Origin of the sequence: Actinomadura geliboluensis (assembly GCF_043197915.1) — a bacterium.
GTDB classification, from domain to species: domain Bacteria; phylum Actinomycetota; class Actinomycetes; order Streptosporangiales; family Streptosporangiaceae; genus Spirillospora; species Spirillospora geliboluensis.
Window position 1 is genome coordinate 205,247 of the sequence record NZ_JBICUA010000001.1, and the last position, 20,030, is coordinate 225,276.

Annotated in this window: 18 protein-coding genes; 10 read left to right on the forward strand and 8 right to left on the reverse strand. The window is 75.3% G+C overall.

What is annotated here, in order from left to right:
- Positions 1 to 38: 38 nt before the first annotated feature.
- Genes ACGFI1_RS01030 through ACGFI1_RS01045 form a run of 4 tightly spaced genes read right to left on the reverse strand, consistent with a single transcriptional unit; the run spans position 39 to position 5,360 of the window.
- The gene (locus ACGFI1_RS01030; RefSeq protein WP_392781769.1) at positions 39 to 1,766 is read right to left on the reverse strand and encodes an ABC transporter ATP-binding protein; all 1,728 of its coding nucleotides are present in this window, start codon (positions 1,764 to 1,766) and stop codon (positions 39 to 41) included.
- Positions 1,763 to 3,520, reverse strand: coding sequence for an ABC transporter ATP-binding protein (locus ACGFI1_RS01035; protein WP_392781772.1), 1,758 nt, complete (start codon positions 3,518 to 3,520; stop codon positions 1,763 to 1,765). The genes ACGFI1_RS01030 and ACGFI1_RS01035 overlap by 4 nt, the downstream gene beginning before the upstream one ends.
- Complete coding sequence (locus tag ACGFI1_RS01040) at positions 3,517 to 3,918, reverse strand: cupin (protein WP_392781775.1); 402 nt, start codon at positions 3,916 to 3,918, stop codon at positions 3,517 to 3,519. Before ACGFI1_RS01040 ends, ACGFI1_RS01035 begins: the two co-directional genes overlap by 4 nt.
- The gene (locus ACGFI1_RS01045; protein WP_392781778.1) at positions 3,915 to 5,360 is read right to left on the reverse strand and encodes an MFS transporter; all 1,446 of its coding nucleotides are present in this window, start codon (positions 5,358 to 5,360) and stop codon (positions 3,915 to 3,917) included. The genes ACGFI1_RS01040 and ACGFI1_RS01045 overlap by 4 nt, the downstream gene beginning before the upstream one ends.
- A 216-nt stretch (positions 5,361 to 5,576) precedes the next feature.
- On the opposite strand from ACGFI1_RS01045, the gene ACGFI1_RS01050 reads away from it, so the two are divergent.
- Both ACGFI1_RS01050 and ACGFI1_RS01055 read left to right on the forward strand, forming a co-directional pair.
- On the forward strand, positions 5,577 to 6,713 hold the full coding sequence (locus tag ACGFI1_RS01050) for a sensor histidine kinase (protein WP_386868635.1): 1,137 nt from the start codon (positions 5,577 to 5,579) through the stop codon (positions 6,711 to 6,713).
- Positions 6,710 to 7,369, forward strand: coding sequence for a response regulator (locus ACGFI1_RS01055; protein WP_392781781.1), 660 nt, complete (start codon positions 6,710 to 6,712; stop codon positions 7,367 to 7,369). Before ACGFI1_RS01050 ends, ACGFI1_RS01055 begins: the two co-directional genes overlap by 4 nt.
- An 11-nt stretch (positions 7,370 to 7,380) precedes the next feature.
- Here ACGFI1_RS01055 and ACGFI1_RS01060 read toward each other — a convergent pair whose 3' ends face one another.
- The gene (locus tag ACGFI1_RS01060) at positions 7,381 to 8,493 is read right to left on the reverse strand and encodes an ADP-ribosylglycohydrolase family protein (RefSeq protein WP_392781784.1); all 1,113 of its coding nucleotides are present in this window, start codon (positions 8,491 to 8,493) and stop codon (positions 7,381 to 7,383) included.
- Between the two features lie 379 nt (positions 8,494 to 8,872).
- Between ACGFI1_RS01060 and ACGFI1_RS01065 the strand changes: the two genes are divergently transcribed.
- The 5 genes from ACGFI1_RS01065 to ACGFI1_RS01085 all read left to right on the forward strand — a co-directional run bounded on the left by ACGFI1_RS01065 (position 8,873) and on the right by ACGFI1_RS01085 (position 12,443).
- Entirely contained in the window at positions 8,873 to 8,980 is a 108-nt protein-coding gene (locus tag ACGFI1_RS01065; protein WP_138636238.1) for a keywimysin-related RiPP, read from the forward strand.
- A gap of 20 nt (positions 8,981 to 9,000) precedes the next feature.
- Positions 9,001 to 10,854 (forward strand): lasso peptide isopeptide bond-forming cyclase, encoded by a 1,854-nt coding sequence (locus tag ACGFI1_RS01070; RefSeq protein WP_392781787.1) that lies wholly within the window; start codon positions 9,001 to 9,003, stop codon positions 10,852 to 10,854.
- On the forward strand, positions 10,851 to 11,108 hold the full coding sequence (locus tag ACGFI1_RS01075) for a lasso peptide biosynthesis PqqD family chaperone (protein WP_138636236.1): 258 nt from the start codon (positions 10,851 to 10,853) through the stop codon (positions 11,106 to 11,108). Before ACGFI1_RS01070 ends, ACGFI1_RS01075 begins: the two co-directional genes overlap by 4 nt.
- Positions 11,105 to 11,545: a lasso peptide biosynthesis B2 protein gene (locus tag ACGFI1_RS01080; protein WP_392781789.1), complete on the forward strand. Its 441-nt coding sequence runs from the start codon at positions 11,105 to 11,107 to the stop codon at positions 11,543 to 11,545. Before ACGFI1_RS01075 ends, ACGFI1_RS01080 begins: the two co-directional genes overlap by 4 nt.
- Before the next feature lie 64 nt (positions 11,546 to 11,609).
- Positions 11,610 to 12,443 (forward strand): GNAT family N-acetyltransferase, encoded by an 834-nt coding sequence (locus ACGFI1_RS01085; protein ID WP_392781792.1) that lies wholly within the window; start codon positions 11,610 to 11,612, stop codon positions 12,441 to 12,443.
- A 95-nt stretch (positions 12,444 to 12,538) separates the two neighbouring features.
- Here the strand turns inward: ACGFI1_RS01085 and uvrB are convergent, their stop codons facing one another.
- Both uvrB and ACGFI1_RS01095 read right to left on the reverse strand, forming a co-directional pair.
- Entirely contained in the window at positions 12,539 to 14,656 is a 2,118-nt protein-coding gene (gene uvrB, locus ACGFI1_RS01090) for an excinuclease ABC subunit UvrB (RefSeq protein ID WP_386868646.1), read from the reverse strand.
- Positions 14,657 to 14,823: 167 nt separating this feature from the next.
- Positions 14,824 to 15,975, reverse strand: coding sequence for a sensor histidine kinase (locus tag ACGFI1_RS01095; protein ID WP_392781795.1), 1,152 nt, complete (start codon positions 15,973 to 15,975; stop codon positions 14,824 to 14,826).
- Positions 15,976 to 16,108: 133 nt separating this feature from the next.
- On the opposite strand from ACGFI1_RS01095, the gene ACGFI1_RS01100 reads away from it, so the two are divergent.
- The 3 genes from ACGFI1_RS01100 to ACGFI1_RS01110 are packed head-to-tail and all read left to right on the forward strand — an operon-like array spanning position 16,109 to position 18,729.
- Positions 16,109 to 17,122: a hypothetical protein gene (locus ACGFI1_RS01100; RefSeq protein WP_138636231.1), complete on the forward strand. Its 1,014-nt coding sequence runs from the start codon at positions 16,109 to 16,111 to the stop codon at positions 17,120 to 17,122.
- Positions 17,123 to 17,132: 10 nt separating this feature from the next.
- Positions 17,133 to 17,813, forward strand: a complete 681-nt coding sequence (locus ACGFI1_RS01105) for a hypothetical protein (RefSeq protein WP_386868652.1) — start codon at positions 17,133 to 17,135, stop codon at positions 17,811 to 17,813.
- A gap of 31 nt (positions 17,814 to 17,844) precedes the next feature.
- Entirely contained in the window at positions 17,845 to 18,729 is an 885-nt protein-coding gene (locus ACGFI1_RS01110; RefSeq protein ID WP_138636229.1) for an inositol monophosphatase family protein, read from the forward strand.
- Between the two features lie 29 nt (positions 18,730 to 18,758).
- Here the strand turns inward: ACGFI1_RS01110 and ACGFI1_RS01115 are convergent, their stop codons facing one another.
- Positions 18,759 to 19,982 carry an ArsB/NhaD family transporter gene (locus ACGFI1_RS01115; RefSeq protein WP_392781797.1) on the reverse strand — a complete coding sequence of 408 codons (1,224 nt, stop codon included), beginning with the start codon at positions 19,980 to 19,982 and terminating at the stop codon, positions 18,759 to 18,761.
- Between the last annotated feature and the right edge of the window lie 48 nt (positions 19,983 to 20,030).

Consider the following 20,030-nt stretch of genomic DNA (forward strand, 5'->3'; position numbering starts at 1 on the left):
CGCGATCGTAGGCGGCGCGGCCGCGTGCCGCCGCCCATTTAGCCGCCGTCCGGGCGCGCCGCCGCCGGCGCGAGCGACAGGTCCCAGAACTCGGCGTAGCGGCCGCCGCGCTCCAGCAGCTCGTCGTGGGTGCCCTCCTCCACGATCCGGCCGCCGTCCAGGAACGCGATGCGGTCGGCGCGGCGGACCGTCCGCATCCGGTGCGCCACCATCACCACGGTCCGGCCCGCCATAAGGCGCTCGATGCCCGCGTGGACCGCCGCCTCGTTCACCGGGTCCAGCGCGGAGGTCACCTCGTCCAGCAGCACGATGGGCGCGTCCTTCAGCAGCGCCCGCGCGATCGAGACCCGCTGCCGCTCGCCGCCCGACAGCAGCGCACCGCCCTCGCCGACGTTCGCGCCCCATCCGCCGGGCAGCCGCTCGACCACCTCGTCCAGCCGGGCCGCGGTCGCCGCCGCCCGTACCTCCGCGTCGCCCGCGCCGGGACGGCCGAGGCGCACGTTCTCCTCGATCGTGCCGTCGAACAGGTAGACGTCCTGGAAGACGACGGCGATCTGCTCCATCAGCACGTCGGTGCTGATCTCGCGCACGTCCACCCCTCCGACGCGGACCGCCCCCTCGTCCACGTCGTAGAAGCGGGCGAGGAGCTGGAGCAGGGTGCTCTTGCCCGCGCCCGACGGGCCGACGACGGCGAGCCGCCGCCCCTCCGGCACCGCCAGCGACAGGCCGCGGATCACGGTGCGGTCGTCCCGCCGGAAGGTGACGGACGCGAACTCCACGTCGCGGCGCACCGGCCGGACCGGTTCGGCAGGCTCCGGCAGCGGCTCGGTGCGCAGCACCTCGTCCAGCCGCGCCAGCTGGGAGCGCGCCGCGCGCATCCGGCCGGCGAACTCCGACAGCGCCAGCAGCGGGTCGGCGCAGCGGGCGGCCAGCACCAGGACCGCCAGCAGCTCCGCCGCGCCGACGTCCCCGCCGAGCGCAAGGTGGGCGCCGAGGACCAGCATCCCGGTGAACACCGCCTGCACCGCGAGGGACAGGCCGAGGGCGCCGGGCAGCGCCGACAGCGTCGTGCGGCGGGACGCGCGCCGCAGCTCCGCGAGGGCGTCGTCGAGCAGCCGGAAGCGCTCGGTGGTCCGGCCCCCGGCCCGCAGCACCGGCTGGGCCTGTAGGTACTCGATGACGCGCCCGGTCGCCTCGTGGGCGCGCCGGTGGCGGTCCTCGTCGGCGGCGGCCGTCGAGCGCCCCGCCCACACCTGGATCAGCGCGACGAGCGGGACGGCGGCGAGCGCCGCCAGCCCGAGCTGCCAGTTGCAGGCGAGCATCACGGCGACGATCGTCAGCGGGGTCGCGCAGGCGGAGATGTACGGCGCCAGCAGGTGGGCGATCACGCTCATCGCCTGCAGCACGCCGGGCCCGGCCAGGACCGACACCTCCCCGACGCGGCCCGGCCCGTACCAGCCGACGGGCAGCCGGGCGAGGTGGTCGCCGAGCCGGTGGTACATGCCGTCCAGCAGCGTGGTCCCGGCGCGGAAACCGGACAGGTCGCTGACGTAGCGCAGCACCGCGTACCCCGCGACCGCCGCGCCGAACGCGATCAGCCACGGGCGGGCGTCGCCGGGCGTGCCGCCGAACAGCTCCCGCAGGACGGGGACCAGCAGCGCGCAGGCCAGCCCCTCGACCACCGCGGTCGCCGTCATCAGCGCCACCGTGCGGCGCACCGGCGGGGCGTACTCGGGTCCCAGCACGCGCAGCAGCAGTCGGATCATCGGGGCATGCCTCCCTGTGGCACGGCGTCGTTCCCGTCGGCGGCCGCCGACCGGTGGGCGTCCCAGAGCGCGGCGAACCGCCCGCCGCGGGCGAGCAGGTCGGCGGGCCGGCCGCGCTCGGCGACCGCCCCGTCCTCCAGGACCACGACGGTGTCGGCGTCGGCGATCGTCTCCATGCGGTGGGCGATGACCAGGACCGTCCGGTCGCCCTTCAGCGCGGCGAGGGCGCGGCGGACCGCCCGCTCGGTCCGCGGGTCGGCGAACGCGGTCGCCTCGTCCAGCACCAGGACGGGGGTGTCGGCGAGCAGCGCGCGGGCGAGCGCGATCCGCTGCGCCTCGCCGCCCGACAGCCGCGCCTCATCGCCGATCACGGTGTCGTAGCCGCGCGGCAGCTCCATGATCCGGTCGTGGACGTCGGCGAGCCGCGCGGCGCGGACCACGTCGTCGCGCCCGGCCCCCGGTACGGCGAGCGCGATGTTGTCGGCGACCGGCGCGCGCAGCAGCCGGACGTCCTGGAACACGAAGGAGACCGCCCGGTACAGCTCGCGGCTCCCGATCTCGCGCAGGTCCGCGCCGCCGAGCAGGACGGCGCCCTCGTCCGGGTCGAAGAACCGCGGCAGGAGCTGGACGAGCGTGGACTTCCCGCTCCCCGACGGCCCGACGACGGCGGTGACCGTCCCCGGTTCGAGGACCAGGTCGACGCCGCGCAGCACCTCCCGGCCCGGGTCGTAGCCGAACCGGACGCCGCGCAGCTCCACCCGGTGGCCGCGCGGCGCGACCGGGCGGGCCGGCTCCGGCAGCGCCGGCACGTCGAGCACGTCCCGGATCCGGCCGACCGCGCGGCGGGCGGCCTGCATGTCGTCGAAGCCGTGGCCGAGGGCCTCCACGGGCGCGGTGAGCCCCAGCCCGAGCAGCAGGAAGGGCAGCAGGTCCGCGGCGGGCATGCCGCCCTCGCTGATCAGCACCGCGCCGCCGGTCAGCACCACCAGCAGCACGAACGGCGGCGACAGCACCACCTGCATCGCGGCGGCGGTCCCGGCGAGGCCGCGCACCATCCGGTAGAAGGAGGTGGTGAAGGCGTCCACGGCGGTGAAGAACGCGCGGTGCGCGCGCTCGCCACCGCCGAACGTCTTCACCACCGCGATGCCCTGGACGAACTCCACGACGGAGTCGGAGATCCGCCCCATCGCCGCGTCGAACTCCTTCTGCTCGCGCAGCCGGGCGGGGGTCATCATCAGCGGCACCGTCGCCACCGCCAGCGCCACCGGGATCAGCGTGATGAGCGTGAGCCGCCAGTCGACGGTGAACAGGTAGGCCAGCGACACCGCCGGCACGACGAACGCGGAGACCAGCTCGCCGGGGGTGTGGGCGATGAACGGGTGGACGGCGCTCACGTCCTCCCCCGCGACCTTCGCCAGCTCGCCCGTCCGGCGGCGCGACAGCCAGCCGATCGGCACGAGCCCGAGCCGGGCGGCCAGCCGGCGGCGGAAGTCCAGCTGCACCCGGTCGTCGAGGAGGTGCCCGAGCGCCGACGCCGCGCCCGTGGCCAGAAGCCGGACGAGCAGCCCGGCCGCGCCCGCGACGACGGCGGTCCAGACGTGGCCGCGGTCGAGCGGGCCGGGCGACAGCAGGGCGCGGCCCAGCTCGACGACCGCCAGCAGCGGGGCCAGCCCCGCGACGGCGCCGACCACCTGGAGGGCCACGACTGCGGTGAAGCTCCACCGGTAGGGGCGCAGCAGCCCCGGCGCGCTCACCGCTCCCCCGTCGCGCCGGACCGCTTCTCCCGGCGGCTGCCGCGCGGCAGGGTCGCGGCCATGATCGTGCTGGGGGTGTCCAGCTCGATGCGGTGCCAGCGCCCGCGCGGGACGACGGCGGCGGTCCCGGCCGTCAGCCGGATCTCCTCCTCCCGCTGCCCCGCCCGCTCCGGGCGCAGGTAGAGGCGGATCTTCCCGATGAGGCAGGACACGACCTCGTCGGCCTCGGGGTGGACCTCCCAGTGGTCGGCGTGGACGTCGGCGGCGGTCTTGGCATGGAACGTCCGGAGCTGCCAGCCGTCCAGGTCGAGGGGCCCCGCCGCACTCCCGGTGCGGACGGTGCCGCCCCGCTGGAGGTGCACGGGTGCCCCGAAGAGGTCGATCGGCGCGACGGTCATGCGGAGGTTCCTTCCTGCTGCGGCGGGCTCGTCCTGGGCAGGACGGTGAGGGCGATGAGGGCGGCGGCGGCCAGCAGGACCGCGGCGAGGGTCAGGCCGAGCGCGTACCCGTCGTTGAGGGCCGCGGGCGTGGCGGCGCCGCCGGCGCGGTCGCTCGCCGCGGTGCCGAGCGCGGCCAGGCCGAGCGACGCGCCGATCTGGCGGGAGCTGTTGAGCAGCCCGGAGGCGACCCCGGTCTCGGCCGGGGCGACGCCGCCGGTGGCGATGGAGACGATCGGCCCCAGGCACAGCCCGAAGCCGGTGCTGGCGACGACCGCGGGGCCGAGGACGTCCACGCCGTACGAGCCGTCCGGGCTGATGAGGCCGAACCAGGCGAACCCGGCCGCGCCCAGCGCCGCGCCGGCGGCCAGGAGGCGGCGGGGCGCGAAGCGGTAGCCGAGCTTCACGGCGAGCACGGAGCCCGCGATCACCCCGAGGGCGAACGGCACGAACATGACGCCGGTCAGCGCCGCGCCGTGCCCGAGGACCCGCTGGAGGTACAGCGACATGAAGTAGAACGCCGAGGCCATGGCGGCGCCGGTCAGCAGGATGAAGGCGTTGGCGCCGGCGACCGAGCGGTTGGCGAACAGGCCGAGCCGCACCAGCGGGTCGCGGGTGGTGCGCCGCTCGACCAGGACGAACGCGGCCAGCAGCACGGCGGCGGACACCAGGCTCGCCATCGTCGGGGCCGACGTCCACGCGTGCTGGTCCGCGCGGACGACCCCGAACACCAGCAGGGTCAGCCCGCCCGTGGCGAGGACGGCGCCGAGCACGTCCGGGCGTCCCCCGCGCACCGGCGGCGGGGCGGCGGCGACGCCCCGCCAGGCCATGCCCAGCGCGACCGCGGCCATCGGCACGTTCACGAACATCACCGCGCGCCAGCTCGCGTACTCGGTGAGGACCCCGCCGATGAGGACGCCGAGGGCGCCGCCGGCGGCGTTCACCGCGCTCCAGATCCCGAAGGCCCGCACGCGCGCGCGGCCCGAGGGGAAGGCGTCGGCCAGCAGCGCCAGCGCGGCCGGGGCCAGCGCGGCGGCGCCGATGCCCTGCGCGGCGCGCGCCGCCACCAGGTGGCCGGGCGCCTGCGCGAAGCCGCCGAGCAGGGACGCGAGGCCGAACAGGCCGAGCCCCGCCAGCAGGACCCGCTTGCGCCCGTACCGGTCGGCGGCCTTCCCGCCGAGCAGCAGCAGCCCGCCGAAGGTGAGCGCGTAGGCGTGGATCACCCAGGTCAGCCCGGCCGGGCCGAAGCCGAGCCCGGCGGCGATCTCCGGGAGCCCGACGTTCACCACCGACAGGTCCAGCGACACCATGAACTGCACGACGGCGACCGCGGCGAGGACGAGCCCCGCCCGCGCCTCCGGGGCGGCGGCCGGTGCCGTCCGCGCCGATTCCCTGATCGTCATCGCCGCCCTCCTGGGGCCGCGCGGGACTGCCTTCGTTGACTCGTGCGCATGCCGGACATCGTCGTGTCCGGGCCGGTCCGCGGTCGTCCTGCCGGGGAAGACTCCTCCGTCCGGTACCCGGGGAGCAGGAACCGCCGGCCTACTTCCCCGGGAGTAGCCGGGTTCTGCGACGTGCGGCGGAGGCACACCGCCCGGAAAGCGCCATAATCTACGCAGATGAGTTTCTTGGACGGGTGGCGGCCGCTCGCCCAGGACGCCCTGCTCGCCGCGGTGGTGGCGGTCCTGCCGGTGGTCTTCGTCGTGGCCGCGCCGGACGCGGGCCCCGCCGACGTCGCGCTCGCCCTCGCCGGCTGCCTCGCGCTCGTCGCGTGGCGGCGGGCGCCGCTGGCGGCGCTGCTGGTCAGCACGGCCTGCATGCTCGCGGTCATGGTGCACGCCCAGCCGGGCCCGTCGCCCGTCTTCCCGGTGCTGGTGGCGGTGTTCGCCGCGGTGCGGGCCGGCCACCGGGCGGCCCCGGCGCTCGCGGGCGCGGCCTTCCTCGGCGCCGACCTCGCGGCCCGGCTGCCCGGCGACGGCGGGCCGATCGACGACCTGGAGAGCACGTCGCTGATGCTCGGCTGGTTCGTCGCGGCCGGCGTGGCCGCGACGGTCGCCCGGCACCGGCAGGCGTACCTGGAGGAGGTCGAGCACCGCGCCGCCGAGGCCGAGCGGACCCGCGAGGAGGCGGCGCTGCGCAGCGCGAGCGAGGAGCGGCTGCGCATCGCCCGGGAGCTGCACGACTCCCTCACCCACAGCATCTCGATCATCAGGGTGCAGGCCGGGGTGGCCGTGCACGTGGCGCGGCGGCGCGGCGAGGACGTGCCGCCCGCGCTGCTGGTGATCCAGGAGGCCAGCGGCGAGGCGATGCGCGAGCTGCGCGCCACCCTGAAGGTGATGCGCGGCGACGCCGGGTCCGACGGCCCGGCCACCGGGCTCGACCGGCTGGACGACCTGGTGGAGCGGGCCCGCTCCACCGGGCTCCCGGCCACCCTGACGATCTCCGGCGTCCGCCGCGACCTGCCGGACGAGGTGGACCGGGCCGCGTACCGGATCGTCCAGGAGGCCCTCACCAACGTCTCCCGGCACGCGGGCGGCGCGGCCGCCGCCGTGCGCATCGACTACGCCGACGGCGGCCTGGTGGTGCGCGTCGACGACGACGGCAAGGCCGACCCGGACGCGCCGCCCGTCCCCGGCACCGGCCTGCTCGGCATGCGCGAGCGGGTCACCGCGCTCGGCGGCCGGCTGCGCGCCGAGCCCCGCCCCGAGGGCGGCTTCACCGTGTGCGCCGAGCTCCCGCTGGGAGAGCCGGCGTGATCCGCGTGCTGCTCGTGGACGACCAGGCGCTCATCCGCGGCGGCTTCCGGGCCCTGCTGGAGATCGAGGACGACATCGAGGTGGTCGCCGAGGCCGCCAACGGCGAGGAGGCCGTCGCGCTCGCCGCCGAGCACCGGCCCGACGTCGCGCTCGTCGACGTCCAGATGCCGGTGATGGACGGCATCGAGGCGACCCGGCTGATCGCGGCCGACGAGCGGCTGAGCGGCGTCCACGTCGTGATCCTCACCAACTACGGCCTCGACGAGTACGTCTTCAACGCGCTCCGCGCCGGCGCCTGCGGCTTCATGGTGAAGGACACCGAGCCCGCCGACCTGGTGCAGGGCGTCCGGGTCGCGGCCCGCGGCGACGCGCTGCTGTCCCCCGCGATCACCCGCCGGCTGATCGGCGAGTACGTCGCGCGCCGCCCCGGCCCCGCGCCCGGCGCGCTCGGCGTGCTGACCAACCGGGAGCGGGAGGTCACCGCGCTGGTGGCGCGCGGGCTGTCCAACGACGAGATCGCCGCGCACATGGTGATCAGCCCGACCACCGCGAAGACGCACGTCAGCCGGGCGATGATCAAGCTGGGCGCGCGGGATCGCGCGCAGCTCGTCGTGTTCGCCTACGAGTCCGGGCTCGTCGCCCCGCGCACCGCCTGACCCGGCCCGCGTCAGGAGTAGTAGCGCATGTGCCAGTCCATCGGCGGCTCACCGTAGGCGTCGGCGGGCGGCCGCGGGCCGAACTCGACCGCGGAGCCGTGGGCCAGCTCGGCGATGACCGCCGCCGCCTCGACGCCCGCGCGCCAGTGCTCGGGGACGGCCCGCGCCCCGTACCGGGCGCCGAGGAGGCCGCCGCAGACGGCGCCGGTGGCGTCGCTGTCGCCGGAGTGGTTGACGGCGAGCAGCAGCCCGCGCGGGACGATCTCCAGCGGGTACCCGCCCGCGGCCTCCGCCGCCAGCGCCGCGTAGACGGCGATGGCGAGGGCCTCCGGGCCGGTGAAGCCGCGGCCGAGGCCCTCCAGCCGCGCGGCGTCCGGCGGACCGCCGCGCACCAGGCCGACCGCCTGCTCCAGCGCGGCCGTCGTCTCCTCGTGGCCGCGGTGCTCGCGCAGTTCCGCCATGGCGTGCTCCACGGCGTCGCCGAGGGACGCGCCGTGGACGAGTGAGGACACCGCGACGGCGAACGCTCCGGCGGGCAGGTGGCCCGAGGGGTGGCCGTGGGTGAGGGCCGCCGTGCCCTGCCCCCGGGTGAAGACGGCCGCGCGGTCGGGGTGGCCGAACCCCGCCGCGGCGGCGCGGATCGTCCCGCCGCAGCCCTTGGAGTCGTTGACGGGCTCGTCGACCCGGCCGAGCGGCCAGCCGGGCTTGCCGCGTGCCGCGGCCTTGCGGAGGGCGGCGAGGGTGGTGCGGCCCGCGCCGCGGCGGGCCGTCACCGCCGGGTCCCGCAGGGCGGGGCCGCTCACGTGCAGGTCCTGTTCGGGGAGCGGCTCGCCCTGGGCGCGCAGCCACGCGAGGTAGTTGGACTGGACGAGGCCGAAGTACGCGCCGCCGATGCCCCTCGCGCGGGCCCGGATGGACGCCTGGACGCCCGCCTGCGCGGTGAGCAGCCCCAGCTGCGTCGCCTCCCCGATCTCGCCCCGCCCCGCGAACCCGGTGACGCCGGCCGGGCCGTGCGCGGCGCGGATCTCGGCGAGCGCCATGCCCTCGACGGGGCGTCCGAGCGCGTCGCCGACCGCGCCGCCGAACAGGCAGCCGAGCATCCGGTCGCCGGTCTTGTCCGTCATGCCGGTCACGCTACCGGTGCGGCGCGCTCGGTCACCGCCGATTGGCCTCCCTCGGCACGGCGCGCAAATGAGCACGGGCCGTGCCATCTCCCTGGCGCGCGGTCGACCTTGTGATGTACCGGAAAGCCACCGAAGAATGTCCGCGCGGCTAGCCCGCGCGCATTATCGGACGGTCGGCCGCCGGACAACCTGCTCGACTTATTCGTATTTGGTCCGATTCTCCGGACACGCCCGCTCCCCCGGCATTGCGGCGGGTACAGGAATTCACCAAGTGGCGCGGCACGCATTCGCGGTGCCATACTCCGCTCGTTTCGCCTTTCGCGAGGGCGGAATTGGGAGCTCCTCCAAGGAAATGCACGCCCCGGCACAGGGAGAGAAGATGAAGCCGTACGAAACCCCCGTCCTGGTGGCGGCCGGCTCGTTCCGCAAGGTGACCGGCCTGCTCGGCCGGCACGGCAACGACCGCGTCGTGCTCAGCAAGAACTGACGAGCGGCCCCTTGACGCACATGCCCGAACCGAACGGCATGCCGGGCCGCGGCGAGGCGTTCTTCGTGGTCCTGCCGGACCACCCGGCCGCCCTCGCCGTGGCCTCGGCCATCCCGCACGACCGGACGCTGCGGTACGCCTCCGGACGGCCCTGGCTGATCGGGAACTGGCCCGGCGCCGCGATCACCGCGGCGCAGGCCGGCCCCGCCCGGATCGCCGTCCTCGGCACCCCGGCCCCCGCCGACCGGCTCCGCCGCGAGGCGGGGCGGCTCACCGGCCTCACCGCGCTGGACCGGCTCGCCCGCACCCTCCCCGGCAGCTTCCACCTCGTGGCCGCGCTGGACGGCCGCACCCGCGTCCAGGGCGACGCGGCCGGGCTGCGGCTGCTGTTCCACGCCCGGGTCGGCGGCGTGACCGTCGCCGCCGACCGCGCCGACGTCCTCGCCGCGCTGGCCGGCGCCGGCCTCGACGAGCGGCAGGTCGCGGCGCGGCTGCTGTGGCCGCTCCCGCATCCGCTGCCGCACACGCCGATGTGGCGCGGCCTCACCGCCGTGGAACCCGGCGAGCAGCTGAACCTGGAGCCGGACGGCGGCGCCCGCGTGCGCCGCTGGTGGACGCCGCCTGAGGCCGAGCGCTCCCTGGCCGCAGGCGCCACCGACCTCGCGGACGCGCTCACCGCGGCCGTCGACGCGCGCACGGCCGGCGGCGGGACGGTGAGCTGCGACCTGTCCGGCGGCCTCGACTCGACCTCGGTGTGCTTCCTCGCCGCGCGCGGCGAGGCGCGGGTCGTCGCGAGCACCTGGCCCGGCCGCGACCCCGCCGACGAGGACCTGGAGTGGGCGCGCCGCGCCGCCGCCCGGCTGCCCGGCGTCGAGCACGCCGTCTGGCCCGCCGAGGAGTCGCCGCTGGTGTACGCGGGGCTCCTGGACATCGACGACGCCCTCGACGAGCCGTCCATCGGGATGATGGACCGGGCCCGGGTCCTCAGCCACGTCCCCCGGCTGCTGGCGAAGGGCAGCCGGCTGCACCTGACCGGCATCGGCGGCGACCACGTCACCTGGTGCTCCGAGGCCCACTACCACGGGCTGCTGCGCCGCCGGCCGCGGCTCGCGCTGCCGCGGCTGCGCGGCTTCCGCGCGCTGTTCGACTGGCCGCTCGGCCCGATGGCGGCGGCGCTGGCCGACGGCCGCACATACCGCCGCTGGCTCGCGGACGCGGCGGCCGGGCTGCGCCTCCCGCCGGCCCCGCCCGCCGCCGGGGCGCTCGGCTGGGACGACCCGCCCCGGCTGTTCGGCTGGGTCACCCCGGACGCCGAGCGGATGGCGGCGGACGTGCTGCGGGAGGCCGCCCGCGCCGCCGAGCCGCTCGCGCCCGACCGGGGCCGGCACGCCGACCTGCACGCCATCCGCGCCTGCGCCCGCATCGTCCGGCAGTGGGAGCGGATGAGCGCCCGCGCCGGGCTGCCGACGGCCTCCCCGTTCCTGGACGACCGGGTGATCGACGCGTGCCTGGCCGTCCGCCCGGAGGACCGGGTCACCCCGTGGAAGTACAAGCCGCTGCTGGTCGCGGCGATGCGCGGGACCGTCCCGGACGCCTGCCTCACGCGGTCGACCAAGGCGGAGGCGTCCATGGACGCCGCCGACGGGCTGCGCGTGCACCGCACCGACCTGATGGCCCTGTGGGAGGACTCGCGGCTCGCCCGGCTCGGGCTCGTCGACGCGGCCCGGCTGCGCGACCTGGCGTCCCGGCCGGCCGTCCCCGCGCTCCGCGAGGCGATCCTGTACTCCACCGTCGGCTGCGAGGTGTGGCTGCGGACCCTCGACGGCGGCCCCCGCGCGGCGGCCGCCGCCCCCTCAGTGAAGGAGACCGGATGACCCTGCGGCTGCGGCCCGGCGTGTCCACCGCCGACACCGGGTACGGGACGGTGCTGCTCGACGAGGGCAGCGGGGACTACTGGCAGCTCAACCCGACCGCGGCGCTGGTGCTGCGGCTGCTGGCGGAGGGGTGCGGCGCCGCGGGGGCCGCCGCGGCCCTCGCCGCGGAGTTCGACGTCGACCCGGCGCGGGCGCTGGCGGACGTGGCGGCGCTGGTCGAGCGGCTGCGCGCGGCCCGGCTGGTGACGCCGTGACGGTCCCGAGCGCGCTGCGCCGCCCGGCCGGGGTGCCGCCGGCGCGGCGCGCCGCGGCCCGCGCCGCGGTCCTGCTGGCCCGGCTGCTGGCGCTGCTGCCGCCCGGCCGCATCCGGGCCGTGCTCGGCGTCCTGCGCCGGGGCGCCCGCCCCGCCCGCCGCGACCAGGCGCTGGCGGCGCGGGACGCCGTGCGCGCCGTGAGCCTCGCCTGCCTCAGCCCGCGCGGCTGCCTGCCGCGCTCGCTGGCGACCGTCCTGCTCTGCCGGATGGGCGGCGGATGGCCCACCTGGTGCGCGGGCGTGCGGACGCTGCCGCCGTTCGGCGCGCACGCCTGGGTGGAGGCCGAGGGCCGGCCCGTCGGGGAGGACGTCCCGGACGGCTACCTCACCCCGCTGATCACCGTCCCGCCGCCGGGCGCGGAGCGCCGCGCGCGCTGAGCGCGGCGGGCGGCGCTTCGGAAAATGGGATGCGGGCGGGGGCGGGGAGTGCCCATCCTCGACCATGGGATGGACGCTGAGCGATGATCACGAGGAGTTCACCGGCCGGGCGGGCGCCTTCCTGCGGAGCGACCCCGTCCGCAACACCGTGACGCTGACCCTGACCGAGTCCATGCGGCACCGCGACCTCTACCCGCACGCGCTGTTCGGGTGGTGGACGGAGGGCGCGGACATCGCGGGCACGTGCCTGTGGACGACGGACCGCTATCCGCCGCTCCTGAGCGCGATGCCGGAGCGGGCCGCGCGGGAGCTGGCGGACGTGCTGGCCGAGCGCGCCCCGGTGGTCGGGGCCGTCAACGGCACGCCCGAGACGGCGGCGGCGTTCGCGGCCGCGTGGACGCGCCGCACCGGGGCGCCGAGCCGGGTCGCGCTGCGGCAGCGGCTCCACCGGCTGGCCCGGCTCGAACCGCCCGACCCTGCGCCCGGCGGCGCCGCCCGCACCGGCGGCGACGCCGACCGCGAGCTGGTCACCGACTGGTCCCGGGCCTTCCACCGGGACACCGGCGGGCACGGCGATCCGAACCCGGCGGTGCTCCTGAGCAGGCTCGACGACGGCCTCATCACGCTGTGGGAGGACGGCGGGCTCCCGGTGGCGCTGGCGGGCCGCACGGCGACCGCCGCGGGCGTCGCCCGGATCGCGCCCGTCTACACGCCCGACGAGCACCGCCGCCGCGGCTACGGCGCCGCCGTCACCGCGGCCGCCACGCGGGCGGCGCTGGACGCGGGCGCCGAGGACGTCGTGCTGTTCACCGACCTCGCCAACCCGACGAGCAACGGCGTGTACCGCCGCATCGGCTACCGCCCCGTCGAGGACCGCGTCGTCCTGTCCTTCACCTGACCCGCCGCGGGCACCGACCCGCGACCGCCCGTCTGATCGCCGGCCCGGCGCCCCCGCCATGATCGCGCCCGGGTCGGCGAGCGCGGCGCGGGCTACTACTTGACGCCGGCCTCGCGCATGTCGCGGAGCTCGCGCTTCAGCTCCTTGATCTCGTCGCGGAGGCGGGCGGCGAGCTCGAACTGCAGGTCGGTGGCGGCCTGGTGCATCTGGTCGGTCATCTGCTCGATGAGCGCCTCCAGCTCCTCGCGGGGGCGCTCGCCGACCAGGTCGGCGGCGTGCCGGCCGACCTCCTTCGTCCGGGACGCGAGGCCCGGGACGGGCGCCTTGCCGCGGGACTGCTGGCGCCCGCCGCCGCCGATGAGGGTCTCGGTGTCGGCGTCCTCGCGGACGAGGGAGTCGAGGATGTCGGCGATGCGCTTGCGGAGCGCCGTCGGCTCGATGCCGTGCTCGGTGTTGTACGCCTGCTGCTTGGCGCGGCGCCGGTTGGTCTCGTCGATCGCCCGCTCCATCGACGGGGTGACCGTGTCGGCGTACATGTGGACCTGGCCGGACACGTTGCGCGCCGCGCGGCCGATCGTCTGGATGAGGGACGTCTCCGAGCGCAGGAAGCCCTCCTTGTCGGCGTCCAGGATCGCGACGAGCGACACCTCGGGCAGGTCGAGGCCCTCGCGGAGCAGGTTGATGCCGACCAGGACATCGAACTCGCCGGCGCGCAGCTCGCGCAGCAGCTCGATGCGGCGCAGCGTGTCGACCTCGCTGTGCAGGTACCGCACCTGGATGCCGAGCTCCAGGAGGTAGTCGGTGAGGTCCTCGGCCATCTTCTTGGTGAGGGTGGTGACGAGGACCCGCTCGTCGCGCTCGGTGCGTTCGCGGATCTCGTGGACGAGGTCGTCGATCTGCCCCTTGGTGGGCTTGACGACGATCTCGGGGTCGATGAGCCCCGTCGGGCGGATCACCTGCTCGACGACGTCGCCCTTGACCCGGTTCATCTCGTAGGTGCCGGGCGTCGCGGACAGGTAGACCGTCTGGCCGATGCGGTCGAGGAACTCCTCCCACTTCAGCGGCCGGTTGTCCATCGCGGACGGCAGCCGGAACCCGTGCTCGACCAGCATCCGCTTGCGGGACGCGTCGCCCTCGTACATGGCGCCGATCTGCGGGACGGTCTGGTGGGACTCGTCGATGACGAGGAGGAAGTCCTCCGGGAAGTAGTCGAGGAGGGTGTTGGGAGCGGTGCCGGGGCCGCGGCCGTCGATGTGCCGCGAGTAGTTCTCGATGCCGGAGCAGGTGCCGACCTGCCGCATCATCTCGATGTCGTAGGCGGTGCGCATGCGCAGCCGCTGCGCCTCCAGCATCTTGCCCTGCCGCTCCATGACGGCGAGGGTCTCCTCCAGCTCGGCCTCGATGTCGCGGATGGCGCGCTCCATGCGCTCGGGGCCGGCGACGTAGTGCGAGGCGGGGAAGACGTACAGCTCGTCGTCCTCGGTGATCAGCTCGCCGGTGAGCGGGTGCAGGGTGGCGAGCTTCTCGATCTCGTCGCCGAACATCTCGATCCGGACGGCGAGCTCCTCGTACTGCGGGATGATCTCGATGGTGTCGCCGCGGACCCGGAACGTGCCGCGGGTGAAGGCGAGGTCGTTGCGGGTGTACTGCATGCCGACGAGCTGCCGGAGCAGGTCGTCGCGGTCGATCTCCTGGCCGACGTGCAGCCGGACCATCCGGTCGACGTACTCCTGCGGGGTGCCGAGGCCGTAGATGCAGGACACCGACGCGACGACGACGGTGTCGCGGCGGGTGAGCAGCGAGTTGGTCGCCGAGTGCCGCAGCCGGTCGACCTCGTCGTTGATCGAGGAGTCCTTCTCGATGTAGGTGTCGGTCTGCGGGATGTACGCCTCGGGCTGGTAGTAGTCGTAGTACGAGACGAAGTACTCGACGGCGTTGTTCGGCAGCATCTCGCGCAGCTCGTTGGCGAACTGTGCGGCGAGGGTCTTGTTCGGCTGCATGACGAGGACGGGCCGCTGGAGCTTCTCCACCAGCCACGCGATCGTGGCGGTCTTGCCGGTGCCGGTGGCGCCGAGGAGCACCGCGTCCTTGTCGCCGCCCTGGACGCGGGCGGTCAGCTCGGCGATCGCCTGCGGCTGGTCGCCCGACGGCGTCATCTCGGTGACGACCTCGAACGGCGCCACGCGGCGCCGCAGGTCGGTGACTGGGCGCATCGGCGGCTCCCCCTGCTCGGCGTACTCCCTGCTTCCCCACAACTGTATTCAGGGCCTCCGACATTCCGCGTCCGCGCCGGTCGGCGGGCCGCCGGCGGGCGGGTCAGGAGGCGGCCGGGTCAGGAGCCGGGCGGATCAGGAGGCGGGCGGATCAGGAGGCGGGCGGATCAGGAGGCGGGCAGCGGGATCCGCGCCTGGACGGCGTAGCCGCCGCCGTGCGGCCCGGCCTCGAAGCTGCCGCCGAGCGCGGTGACCCGCTCGCGCAGACCGACCAGGCCGTTGCCGCCGCTCGGCAGCCGGTGCTCGGGCCCGGCGGTGGGCGGGGCGTTGATGATCTCCACCTCGATCGCCTCGGGCAGCAGCCCCAGGTCGACGCGGGTGTCGGCGGCCCCGGCGTGCTTGTGGACGTTGGTGAGGGCCTCCTGGACGAGGCGGTACACCGTCCGCCCGACGGCGATCGGCATCGGCCGCTCCTCGCCGCGGACGGCCAGGTCGACGCGGAGCCCGGCGGCGCCGGACTGGCCGACCAGCTCGCGGACGTGGGCGAGCGTCACCGCCTCCTGGGGAAGGGCCTCCTCGCCCTGCCGCAGGACGCCGACGACGTGGCGGAGCTCCTCCAGGGCCTGCCGGCCCATGTCGCCGATCACGGTCGCGGTCTCCGCGGCGCGGACCGGGTCGCGGCCGGCGATCGCCTTGAGCGCGCCCGCGTGGACGACGATGACGCTGATCCGGTTGGCGACCACGTCGTGCATCTCCCGCGCGATGCGGGTGCGTTCCTCGCCCCGCGCGCGCTCTGCGAGGAGGTGCTGTTCACGTTCCAGCCTGGCGGCACGCTCCTGGAGAGAGGCCAGCAGCTGCTTGCGCGCGCCCATGTAAAGGCCGAGCAGCACGGGGACGGCGATGAACGCGATGCCGAACACGGCCTGCGCGATGAAGGTCTCGGTCCTCGCCGTCGGCCCCGGGAACGCCAGACCGGCGGCGTAGCCGACGACGGCGATCGTCAGGACCGTCCTGCGGGACGACGCGTACGCGGCCAGGGAGTAAAGGATGATCAGGCCGGCGAAGGCGCCCGCCCCGGTCACCGTCGAGAAGACGACCGCGAACAGGGCGAGGCCGACGGGGTGGGAGCGCCGCACGACCAGCGCCAGGCCGAGGACGACGCTGCACGCCGACACCACGGACGGCGGCAGCCAGAACCGCTGGTCGGCGAACCACAGGAACACGCTGTCGCCGCAGGCGAGGGTCACGGCGAGGAAGACGTCGAGCGCGCGGGAACGCCGGGTCGGCCATGCCCCCGTCCACCAGCCCCTCACGCGCATGCGAGGAGTCTATGGCGACCGGAAGCACACCCGGGCGCGCGAGACACCGAACCCCTTACCTGCGGAGCTTTTCCGCGGTCCGGACCCTGTGGTTACGATGACGGCGCCGACTAGGACGGGGTGCGACCGGAACATGACCCGATTCGCCAACTGGCTCGGGAAGAACGCCGACGCGGTGATCGCGCTGGTGCTGGCGATCGTGGTCGCGGTGCTGGGGCTCGGCGTGAACCTGCCGAACGAGGACGAGATCACCAACAGCGGGATCCTCGCGGTGATCGGCCTGCTGGCGACGTCGATGCTGCGGGACCGGGGCCGGCGCATCCCGGTCGAGCTGGAGGTCCGCGACACGCTGCGGTCGTCGTCGGTGACGCTCGGTGAGCTGAGCGACAAGCTGACCCACATCCAGGGGTTCGAGACCGTCCTGTCCGACACCCAGCGCGCGCTGGACGAGAGCACGGTCGTCCGGGTCATCAGCGGGGCGCAGGTCGCGCAGGTCCTGGCGGAGGCCCGCCGCGACACCGACCGGTGGTTCTTCAAGGGCGGCACCGGCACCTACATCCGCGCGCGGACGCTGCCCGAGTGCGTGGCGGCGGCGCGCCGGGAGCGGCGCACGCTGCTGTTCCGGGTGGAGATCCTCGACCCCACCAACGTGGAGGTCTGCGAGGCGTACGCGCGCCACCGCCGCTCGGTGTCGGACGGCCCGGACGCGACGGGCGAGCCGTGGACGCTGGAGCGCACCCGCAAGGAGGCGTACGCGACGATCCTGGCGGCGTGCTGGCACAAGCAGCGGTTCGCCATGCTCGACATCGACATCGGCCTTTCGCAGACCATGACGACGCTGCGCTACGACCTGGCCGCGTCCCGCCTGGTGGTGACCCGCGACGACCCGCGCGGCGAGGCGCTGGTCGTCGACAACGCGAAGTTCTACTACAGCTGGGTGAGCGCGGAGCTGCAGACCAGCCTGGACCAGGCGCGCCGCGTCCCGGTGGAGCAGGCGCGGCTGGCGCCGCTGGACGAGGAGCCGACCGTCGAGGAGGTCCGCAAGCTCTTCGAGGTGACCGGCATCGAGCTCGCGCACGGCTACACCGACCGGGACGTCATCGACATCATCCGCAAGGCGCTGCGGGCGAAGGACCCCTACGAGTGAGGCCGCGGCGGTGAGGTACGAGGAGATCAGCGCGCAGATCCGCGCCGGGACCGCGGCGCGGACGCTGCCGGCGTGGGCGGGCGGCGTCCTGGCGGAGATCCTCGGCGGCCTCGCCGCGGGCGCGCCGCCGGTCCCGGCGGTGCGGCACCCGCTGGGCTTCCTGTGCCTGCCGGTGGAGCGCAGCGGCGACCTCGGCGTGTGCCTGCACATCTGGACGCCCGAGGTCCGGCCGGCCCCGTCCACCACGTCGCCGGTGCACTGCCACAGCTGGGAGCTGCTCAGCTTCGTCCTGTACGGGACGGTGCGGAACGTGCGGGTGGACGTGGAGGAGGCCGCCGGAAGGGCGCCGCAGCAGGTGTTCGAGGTCGTGAGCCACGGCGACGTGGACGAGCTCAGGGCGACCGGGCGCGCCGTGAACTGCCTGCCGGGCCGCTCCACCGCGCACCGGACGGGCGAGTCGTACACCCTGCCCGCGGGGGTGTTCCACAGCACGCTCATAGAAGGGGGCAGTGACGCGGCCACGGTCGCCCTGGGCCGGCAGACGCCGGGCGGCGGCGACCTGTCCCTCGGCCCTTTCGACACGCCCACGCACCGCGTGCACAGGTCACGTTCCGATCACACCGACACCGAGCGCGCCCTGCGGCGCTCGGCGCGCAAGATCGCCGCCGCCCACTGCTCGGCGCGCCGGTAGGCCGCCGCCGGACCCCGACTGGAGAGGCCCGATGAGATCCACGACCCCGCCCGCGGCCCTTCCGGTCGATCTCTCCGAGGCCCGCCGGGTGGCGGTGGACGCCGCCGAGGCCGCGGGCGCCCTGCTGAGCGCCGGCATGGCCGGTCCCCTGGACGTCCGGCCGAAGGGCACCGGCGGGGACGTGGTCACGGCGCTGGACACGGCCGCCGAGGAGCTGATCGTCGGACGGCTGCGGGCCGCGTATCCGCGGCACCGCATCATCGCGGAGGAGGCGGGCGTCCTGGACGGTGCGCCCGGCGAGGACATGGTCTGGCTCGTCGACCCGCTCGACGGCACCAACAACGTGGCGATCGGCATGCCCGTGTACGCGGTGGGGCTGGCGTTGTGCGCGCGCGCCGAGCCGGTCCTGGGAGTCGTCCACGATCCGGTCTCTGGACGGACGTGGTCTGCGGTGCGGGGACGAGGCACCCTGGGCCCGGACGGCGCACAGCTGAGGCTGCCCGACCGTCCGCGCTCCGGCCGGGAGGACAACCCCGTCCTGGCGTGGACGCAGGGGCACCAGGTCACCTCGGAGGATCGCGCGGCGTTCGCCCTGCGCGCGGCCTTGGAGAAGCGGTGCGCGCGCATGCTGCAGCTGTGGGCGCCGCTGGTGGCCTGGACGATGCTCGCCCGCGGCGACATCGACGGCATCGTGGGCTACCTGCCCGAGACCGTGGACCTGCCCGCCGGGGCGATCCTGGCCGCGGAGGCCGGCGCGGAGCTGCGCCGCCTGGACGGCCTCCCCTACGAGCTGGGCATCGACCGCCCGGCGTCGGAGCTGAGCTTCGTGGCCGCGCGCCCGGACCTCCTGGACCGCCTCCTGGAGACCACCACGCGCATAGCCCGGCCCGACGGCCGCTTCCACATCGCCTTCTAGCGCCGCTCCTACAGCCGCCCTGGGCGCGCTTACCGGGTCAGCAGCAGGGCCCCGACCGACGCCGCGCACCCCAGGACGGCCAGCACCGCTCCCGTCAGGACGAACTTGCGCATGGGGACGCGCACGTCCCACCGGCGGCACCACTCGAACCACAGCAGCGTGGCGAGCGAACCCCACGGGGTGATGACGGGCCCCACGTTCGTCCCGATGAGCAGGGAGAGCAGCTGCTCCTGGTTGGACGCCGGTACGGCCGACTCCCCCGCCACATACGCGGGAAGGTTGTTGAGGACGTTCGACAGCCCCGCTCCGGAGAACGCCGCGCGGAAGGCGCCCAGGGCGTCACCGTCATGGCCGACGAAGGCGACCATCGCGTCGTCCAGCCCGAACCGTTCCAGCGTGGGCACGACCAGGAACAGCCCGGTGACGAACACCATCAGCTGCCACGGGATGAGGGAGGGGCGCAGCGCCGACCGGTCGCGGACGGCGAAGGCGGCGACGGCCACGGCCGCGGCCACGGTCGCGGCGACGCCGAGCTGGACCCCGGTGTGCACGCCCCCGAGGATCGCGGCGATGAACAGCAGGCACGCGACCCCGGTGGCGGAGAACAGCACCCGGTCGCGGACGGGCGCGGGCGCGGGCGGGTCGTAGGCGTCCTCACCGCGCATGCGGCGGCGCCAGTAGAACGCCCACAGCAGCGCCATGGTGACGGCCAGGACCGCGAGCTGCGGCAGCCACATGCGGGCCGCGAACGCGCGAGTCTCCAGCGCCACCCGGTCGGCGGCGAGCAGGTTGGTCAGGTTCGACACCGGCAGCAGCAGGCTCGCGGTATTGGCCAGCCAGACCGTCGTCATCGCCAGTGGAAGGGTCGCGATCCGCGCGCGCGCTGCCAGCGCCAGCATCACCGGGGTCAGCAGCACGGCGGTCGTGTCGAGGTTCAGGAAGATCGTGGTGAGGGACGCGAACGCCACGCACAGCAGGAACAGCGCGGCGTAGTTGCCCCGCCCGGCCTTCGCCATCCGCTGCGCGATCGCGTCGAAGACCCCGGCCTCCTTGGTCAGCTCCGCCAGGACGATGACGCTGAACAGGAACAGCAGCAGCGGCGCGATCCGTCCGATGCTGGACCGCGCGGTATCGGCGGGCAGCAGGCCGGTGGCGACGAACAGCAGCCCCGCCGCGAGGACGCCGACCCGGATCCAGTCCAGGACGCCGAGAGAGCCGGCGGCGCGGCGCAGGGTCTCCATCGGGGGCTGCACGGCCGCCATGATCCCATAGGCGCGCGGGCCATGATTTCGTCCGGCCGC

Coding starts and splice junctions, on each gene's coding strand:
- ACGFI1_RS01065 (WP_138636238.1), top strand. CDS start 8,873: ATGAAGCCGTACGAAACCCCCGTCCTGGTGGCGGCCGGCTCGTTCCGC.
- ACGFI1_RS01070 (WP_392781787.1), top strand. CDS start 9,001: ATGCCCGAACCGAACGGCATGCCGGGCCGCGGCGAGGCGTTCTTCGTG.
- ACGFI1_RS01085 (WP_392781792.1), top strand. CDS start 11,610: ATGGGATGGACGCTGAGCGATGATCACGAGGAGTTCACCGGCCGGGCG.
- ACGFI1_RS01040 (WP_392781775.1), bottom strand. CDS start 3,918: ATGACCGTCGCGCCGATCGACCTCTTCGGGGCACCCGTGCACCTCCAG.
- ACGFI1_RS01110 (WP_138636229.1), top strand. CDS start 17,845: ATGAGATCCACGACCCCGCCCGCGGCCCTTCCGGTCGATCTCTCCGAG.
- ACGFI1_RS01030 (WP_392781769.1), bottom strand. CDS start 1,766: ATGATCCGACTGCTGCTGCGCGTGCTGGGACCCGAGTACGCCCCGCCG.
- ACGFI1_RS01075 (WP_138636236.1), top strand. CDS start 10,851: ATGACCCTGCGGCTGCGGCCCGGCGTGTCCACCGCCGACACCGGGTAC.
- ACGFI1_RS01045 (WP_392781778.1), bottom strand. CDS start 5,360: ATGACGATCAGGGAATCGGCGCGGACGGCACCGGCCGCCGCCCCGGAG.
- uvrB (WP_386868646.1), bottom strand. CDS start 14,656: ATGCGCCCAGTCACCGACCTGCGGCGCCGCGTGGCGCCGTTCGAGGTC.
- ACGFI1_RS01050 (WP_386868635.1), top strand. CDS start 5,577: ATGAGTTTCTTGGACGGGTGGCGGCCGCTCGCCCAGGACGCCCTGCTC.
- ACGFI1_RS01060 (WP_392781784.1), bottom strand. CDS start 8,493: ATGACGGACAAGACCGGCGACCGGATGCTCGGCTGCCTGTTCGGCGGC.
- ACGFI1_RS01095 (WP_392781795.1), bottom strand. CDS start 15,975: ATGCGCGTGAGGGGCTGGTGGACGGGGGCATGGCCGACCCGGCGTTCC.
- ACGFI1_RS01100 (WP_138636231.1), top strand. CDS start 16,109: ATGACCCGATTCGCCAACTGGCTCGGGAAGAACGCCGACGCGGTGATC.